Raw genomic sequence first — 6000 nt, forward strand, 5'->3', positions numbered from 1 at the left:
TTGAATTTTACACAGTTTTTCGGGATTGGCAAGAGCACTCTTCCAAAAAAAACGAAAAATACCATAAACACGGTATTCGAAGATCCTTTTTCAGGCGTTTTCAGGCGATTCGAGGCGGAAGAGCGCCTTTAGCTCGTCCGTACTCAGATCGCCCACCCAGCCTTCGCCTGTCGAAACCGTCAGGTCGGCGAGCTCACGCTTGCGCTCGAGCATGTCGTTGATGCGTTCCTCGAAGGTCCCCGCGCAGAGGAAGCGGTAGACGAGCACATCCCTGCACTGGCCGATGCGGAAGGCGCGGTCGGTCGCCTGATTCTCGACGGCGGGGTTCCACCACAGGTCGTAGTGCACGACGACGGAGGCCGCCGTCAGGTTGAGGCCCGTGCCGCCCGCCTTGAGCGAGATGATGAGAAGGGCGTCCGCGGGATCGTTCTGGAAGCGGTCTACCATCTCGGCGCGCTTCGCGATGGAGACGCCACCATGGAGGAAGTCGGGCCTGACGCCCGTCGCCTTCTCGAACCAGTCCTGCAACCTCTCGCCCATCTCGGCGTACTGCGTGAAGACGAGCATCTTGCGCCCGTTCTCCCTGCACTCCTCGACAAGCTCGAAGAGCGAGTCGGCCTTGCCGCTGTCGGGAAGCCGCGGGTGCCTCTTTTCATAAAGGGACGGGGAGTTGCAGATCTGCTTGAGGGCCGTGATGAGGCTCAGCAGCATGCTCGACCTCTTCATGCCGTCCTCCTGTCCGAGCCCCTCAAGCTTCTTCATCCAGTAGTCGAGCGTCGTCTTGTAGAGTGCGGCCTGCTCGGGCGTGAGATCGACGTAGCGGTCGCAGACCACCCTGTCGGGCAGATCCGAGATGATCGACTTGTCGGTCTTGAGGCGCCTGAGCATGAAGGGAGCGGTCACCAGGCGGAAGGCCTCGAGCGCACGCTCGTTCCTGTCCGTCTCGATGGGCTTGGCGAAGGACTTCATGAATTCGTCCTGGGTGCCGAGGATGCCGGGCTGCACGATCGACAGGAGCGACCAGTACTCCATCAGCCTGTTCTCCACGGGCGTCCCGCTCATGGCGATCACCTGTCTGGCGGGGAAGTCACGAACCGCCTGCGTGATGCCGGAGCCCGTGTTCTTGACGGCCTGCGCCTCGTCGAGCACCATCAGCCTCCAAGTCTCGGCCCCAAGGACCGCCGCATCGCGCTTGAAGGTGCCGTAGGTCGTGATCGTCACGTCGGGCCGCTCCTCGACGGGCGCAAGCTGCCTGGCCGAGCCGTGGTAGACGGATGCAGTGAGGCCGGGCGCGAAGCGCTCGATCTCACGCATCCAGTTTGTCATCAGGGTGGCGGGCACGATCGCGATCGCCTTTTCCTTCGCAAACTCGCCTCGCTCCTTCATGGCTAGAAGCGTCGTGATGACCTGCAGCGTCTTCCCGAGGCCCATGTCGTCGGCAATGAGGGCGCCGAGTCCGAGCATCAGGTTTCTCATGAGCCACGAATAGCCTCTTTCCTGATAGGGGCGCAGCACCGCGTTGAGGCCCGAAGGCAGCGGAATCGAATCCACGCGCCCGAACTCACGGGTGCGCTCAATCAGGTCGTCGGGAACCGAGACGGCCGTGCCGTCGTCGAGTTCGCCCGTATAGACGGCCTTCATCATGTCGAGATATCCCGCGCTCTCCATGAAGTCGACCTTCGCCTTCATCTTTCTGAGCACTTCGGGATCGAGATACACGAACTCGTCGTTGAAGGGAATGACCTCTCCCACGTGAGCCATGAGAGCCTCGAACTCCTCCTTGGTGAGCGCCCGCTCTCCCAAAGACACCTTCCAGTCAAAGCTTCCCACGGACTCCTTCGTGATCATACCCTTGCCCGTGCTGCCCGACATGGAGACGGACAGCTTCGGCTTGAGGAGATTGCTGAGGCTCTTGGGGAGCATGACGCGGGCGCCGAGCAACTCGAGCGAAGGCACGGCGTCAAAGAGAAAGTCGCGCAGTCCGTCCTTCGGGAGCGTCGCTGGCTTGCCCTTTGAGTCGAGCACTGCCCTGAGCTCGTTGCAGTAGACGGCGAGGGATTCGAAGACGGAAAGGATCGCCAGACGGTCGGCCTCGAACTTCTCCTCCTTGAGCACGTCCCTGTAGAGCACGGGACGCGCCTTGGGACCGGCGTTGCGGGGAAGGACGCCGAGATTAACCGTCACGTTGCCGTTCTTCGCAGTGCGGACCGTCATGACGGGAACCCAGGAGAGCTGCATGAAGGCGAGCGAGAACGGCTTGAGGAACTTGCGCACGAGCGTAATGTCGGCTTGGGCGATGCCGTAATCGAGCGCCGAGCTCAGGGGCCTGGCCATCAGGGCGTAAAGCGGATCGCCCGCAAAGGTCGAAGGCACGCGCGCCGAGAATTCGACATATTCGGTCATCAGCACGGAGAGAAGCGTAAAGAGCCTGCCGGTCCGCGTGGATTGTGCGAGCGGGCACCCGCTCTTCTTGAATATGCCGAGAACATCCTTCGAGAGAATCGCGCCCGTCTCCTCGACGAACCTGCGCACGCCAACCGCCTGCATCGCAGGCATCCACATCGCCGCCACCTTGTCGCGACCTTCCGTCTTGAGGTGCACGAGCACGGGGACCGCAGCCCCCTGCCTCAGGAGCATGACGGCGGCCTTCGCGACTCGGCTCCAGGGTTCGAGACCGGGGGCGGACGCAGGCGTGCGCCCGTCGAGCTCGGAGAGCGAGATGATGAGGCGGCCCCGGTCCATCATCGACGCATCGAGACTGCGGCCGCGCGGTATGCGAAGCGACATCATGAAGCGACCGTCCGCCCAGAGAAGTTCCGGCAGCACGCGTCCACCTGAGAAGGCGGACTGGAACTTGTTCCAGAGCTCGTCAACGTCATGCCCCTGACCTTCGTGGGAACGGGACCTGCTCATCACGGGGGCGACGAGCTTTTCATAGCGGTAGCGTGAAAGCGCCTTCCCGCCCTCGACCGATGCGGGCAGAAGCGACGCGAGGCGCTTGAGATATCCGCCCTCAATTTCCTCGAGCAGAGGGAGCGCTTCGCCGTCCCCCTCTTCTGCCTCCCCCTTGGGATCGGCGAGCGCAAGCCAGACAAGAGGATCCGGCTCGAACAGCGAGACGGACTTGTCAAGATCGATACCGCGATCGCGCAGAAGTCCGGGCAGATCAACGCCCCTGAAGTGGAAGACCCACATCGGGTCCGCGTCTATCGTCTTCACCATTCCGTAGTAGACACCCGCAATATGCTTGCAGGGAACCGCATCGTCGGGACACGAGCAGGACATGCGGAACTCCCTCCACGACTGCGGGAAGAGGCTGATGCCGAGCTCCGCTGCAATCTCGCCGACCTCGGGGTCGAGCTCGCCCTCGAGAAGCTTCGCAAGCAGCGCGGGCCTCTCGGCAACAGCATCGACGAGCCTCGTGACGTCCTCGGACGGCAGGGGCTTCAAGTCAATCGCAACCTCGTAGGGCGAGTAGGCGCTGCCATGCGCAATCGCCTCGACCCTGAGCTTCGCGGGGTTGAACTGCATGTCGTCGATGCGCCCCGTGTTGTAGTAGGTGCGCCCACGGGGCAGCCTGTTCTCATAATCCAAATGCGTGAGTGCGTCGATCCACTGCTTTCCCCACCATGTCGTGCCGAACTGTACGCGTCTGGCCATGCCTGAGCTCCCTCATGTCCTCAAAAGTTTCAGTCTACCAAGTCGAGCTGAAATACATCTCCTCCACGACCGAAGCCGCCTCTCAACTTTTGTAGATCTCCCCATCAATGTCTTCGGCCTTGAGCTTTCGAAGGAAGACATGGTGCGGCTCGACAACTTTCAGCAGACGGTCTTCGTGAATTTCTCTAAAACGGTACGTCAATCGTCTGGATCTGCCCTTCTTGAGGGTAGACTTCCGCATAGTCAAGAGCGCGCCTGCGCCGACAGCATCCGAGCCGAAAGCATCTGCGCGAACCTAGGCTGCATGAAGCCCGAACATTGGCCGTAAGAACCCATCAGGAGAACCGCCCCGCGCCAACCATCACGCATCCCGAAGAACAACTGCTTCTCGACTGTTTTTTCCTACAGCTGGTTCGACACCATTGACTACGGACGCCAAGTCGAGTTGCGCGAGATTACGAAGGAGAGGGTCAAAAAGCTGCTCAACGACTGGAAGAAGGCAGGCTGGATGGAGTTGATTTCGCGCTACAACAAGGTCTTCGACATCCTACCCACGGAAGACTTCTTTTGGGAGATGGGCGATCGTTATCCGTACGAGATTTTCAAGGCCGAAGTCCAAAGGCGCGGCGAGAGGTACGCCAGGGTCAATCGCAATGCCATTCATGTTGTTGATGTCATGTTCGGCATTTTCACTGCCTGTGCGGACCTCAAGAACGGCAAGTCCGTCGAAGATCAGACCGCCGGGATTCGGAAGCTGATGGACGAGCCGGACGGCCCTTAAGCTTCAAGAAGACGATCAAGGCTTGGTTGGAGGATCCGAAGTTCCGGCCCATGTTCGTCATCCTGCCCGATGAGGTGATGAATGAGTGGGCTGAGTGGCTCGCAAAGAAGAGCTTCGACTTGACGGCGACCGGGATCTTTTCGGTCGAATTGCCGGCCAAGCAACTCGGCTTGATTCAGGCGTGCACGCCGAGGTCAACCATCAATAGGCTTTATTCTCTTCGCAACGGCTTCTGGCTTTCCGAAAGCCCTTGGGCCTACGTGGGCACCATGCACGATGACTGGCCCCGGATGATTCTCACGGCCATGCGGCAGCTGGTTATGGAAAACGATCCGGCGGCCGCCTTCAAGACGGCGCGTGCCGCTCAGAAGGCATCGCTTTGCACCCGCACGTTCCCCGAGATGACGGCCAATTGGTTCTACGGTCAGATTCTCTATGCCAACCGCGACGTGCCGAAGCGGGTCTTGAGATAGATCTGCGACTCGCGGTTGAAGATCGAGCTGTCCTTGCCGAGCGCGCCGCTGTCGGAGCTGGAGCCGTTTTCAAGAATGAAGCCGACGGAGAGGCCGTTGCCCAGGTCTTCGGAGCACTTGAGGCCGAGGCGGGAACCGTCGAAGTTGCCCGAAGTCATTTCCAGGCTGTTGCCGCCGCTCTCGGCGACGTGCTTGTAGGTGAGGCCGGTGTCGATGGCGCCGTAGACCTTGACGCCTGCAGCGGCACAGGTGCCTGCGGCGAGGAGCGACGCAAGGGCAGCGGCCGTTTTTCCAAACCGCATGATGTTGTCTTTGACGAAGTCTGCTGAAGGGTGAATGAGGAGAGCCTTCGGAGGTCCGAGGGGCGGAATGGTTTTAGGTCTTGATTTTTTTTTGAGGAATTCTTGACATTTCCAAAAACCTATGTAAAATACGACTTCTCAGATGCGGGAGTAGCTCAGTTGGTAGAGCGCAACCTTGCCAAGGTTGAGGTCGCGAGTTCGAGACTCGTCTCCCGCTCCAGGATGGCGCGATAGCAAAGTGGCTATGCACCGGATTGCAAATCCGTTCACGGCGGTTCGATTCCGCCTCGCGCCTCCAGACATCTGCGGGAGTAGCTCAGTTGGTAGAGCGCAACCTTGCCAAGGTTGAGGTCGCGAGTTCGAGACTCGTCTCCCGCTCCAGAATTCAAGAAAAAAGGAAGCGGCAGGCTTCCTTTTTTTCGTTTGTACGCTCCGAAATCCAGAGAGCGTCCGAAGCATCGGCTTCGGTGCCGGAATGACGGAATTGGTAGACGTAGCGGACTTAAAATCCGCCGCAACAAAATTGCGTACGGGTTCGACCCCCGTTTCCGGCACCATCAGACATCAGGCCCCGCGGACACCCGCGGGGCCTTTTTTCGGTTCATCTCGGAAGTCCGTGGAACGCGGCCTTGACTTTTAAGAAAAAGTCTGGTCGGCTCCCTCCAAGGAAAAAAAAGTAGCGCTCACTCCAAATTTCAGGCAGATTCAAGTTACTAGAGAAGAACCGCGAAAAAAGGATGAGCGCTATGACCAATATTGTAGGGCAACTTTTCAAATCTCTCGA

At 59.6% G+C, this 6000-nt stretch carries 4 protein-coding genes and 4 tRNA genes; 6 read left to right on the top strand and 2 right to left on the bottom strand.

The features are described from left to right. Positions 1-90: 90 nt before the first annotated feature. Positions 91-3660, bottom strand: a complete 3570-nt coding sequence (locus tag HMPREF9465_RS12130; RefSeq protein WP_005433402.1) for a DEAD/DEAH box helicase — start codon at positions 3658-3660, stop codon at positions 91-93. 445 nt (positions 3661-4105) lie between these two features. On the opposite strand from HMPREF9465_RS12130, the gene HMPREF9465_RS01495 reads away from it, so the two are divergent. Both HMPREF9465_RS01495 and HMPREF9465_RS01500 read left to right on the top strand, forming a co-directional pair. Next, positions 4106-4441: a hypothetical protein gene (locus HMPREF9465_RS01495; RefSeq protein ID WP_005433404.1), complete on the top strand. Its 336-nt coding sequence runs from the start codon at positions 4106-4108 to the stop codon at positions 4439-4441. 50 nt (positions 4442-4491) lie between these two features. After that, complete coding sequence (locus tag HMPREF9465_RS01500) at positions 4492-4914, top strand: hypothetical protein (protein WP_005433406.1); 423 nt, start codon at positions 4492-4494, stop codon at positions 4912-4914. Here HMPREF9465_RS01500 and HMPREF9465_RS01505 read toward each other — a convergent pair. After that, entirely contained in the window at positions 4875-5216 is a 342-nt protein-coding gene (locus HMPREF9465_RS01505; protein WP_005433407.1) for a porin, read from the bottom strand. The genes HMPREF9465_RS01500 and HMPREF9465_RS01505 overlap by 40 nt on opposite strands. Before the next feature lie 144 nt (positions 5217-5360). Here HMPREF9465_RS01505 and HMPREF9465_RS01510 point away from each other — a divergent pair. The 4 genes from HMPREF9465_RS01510 to HMPREF9465_RS01525 all read left to right on the top strand — a co-directional run bounded on the left by HMPREF9465_RS01510 (position 5361) and on the right by HMPREF9465_RS01525 (position 5773). After that, positions 5361-5436: transfer RNA gene (locus HMPREF9465_RS01510), tRNA-Gly, on the top strand. Between the two features lie 4 nt (positions 5437-5440). Next, a tRNA-Cys gene (locus HMPREF9465_RS01515) sits at positions 5441-5514 on the top strand. Positions 5515-5521: 7 nt separating this feature from the next. Continuing rightward, positions 5522-5597, top strand: a tRNA-Gly gene (locus HMPREF9465_RS01520). 88 nt (positions 5598-5685) lie between these two features. After that, a tRNA-Leu gene (locus tag HMPREF9465_RS01525) sits at positions 5686-5773 on the top strand. Positions 5774-6000: the final 227 nt, after the last annotated feature.

Source organism: Sutterella wadsworthensis 2_1_59BFAA (assembly GCF_000297775.1).
Classification (GTDB): domain Bacteria; phylum Pseudomonadota; class Gammaproteobacteria; order Burkholderiales; family Burkholderiaceae_F; genus Sutterella; species Sutterella wadsworthensis_A.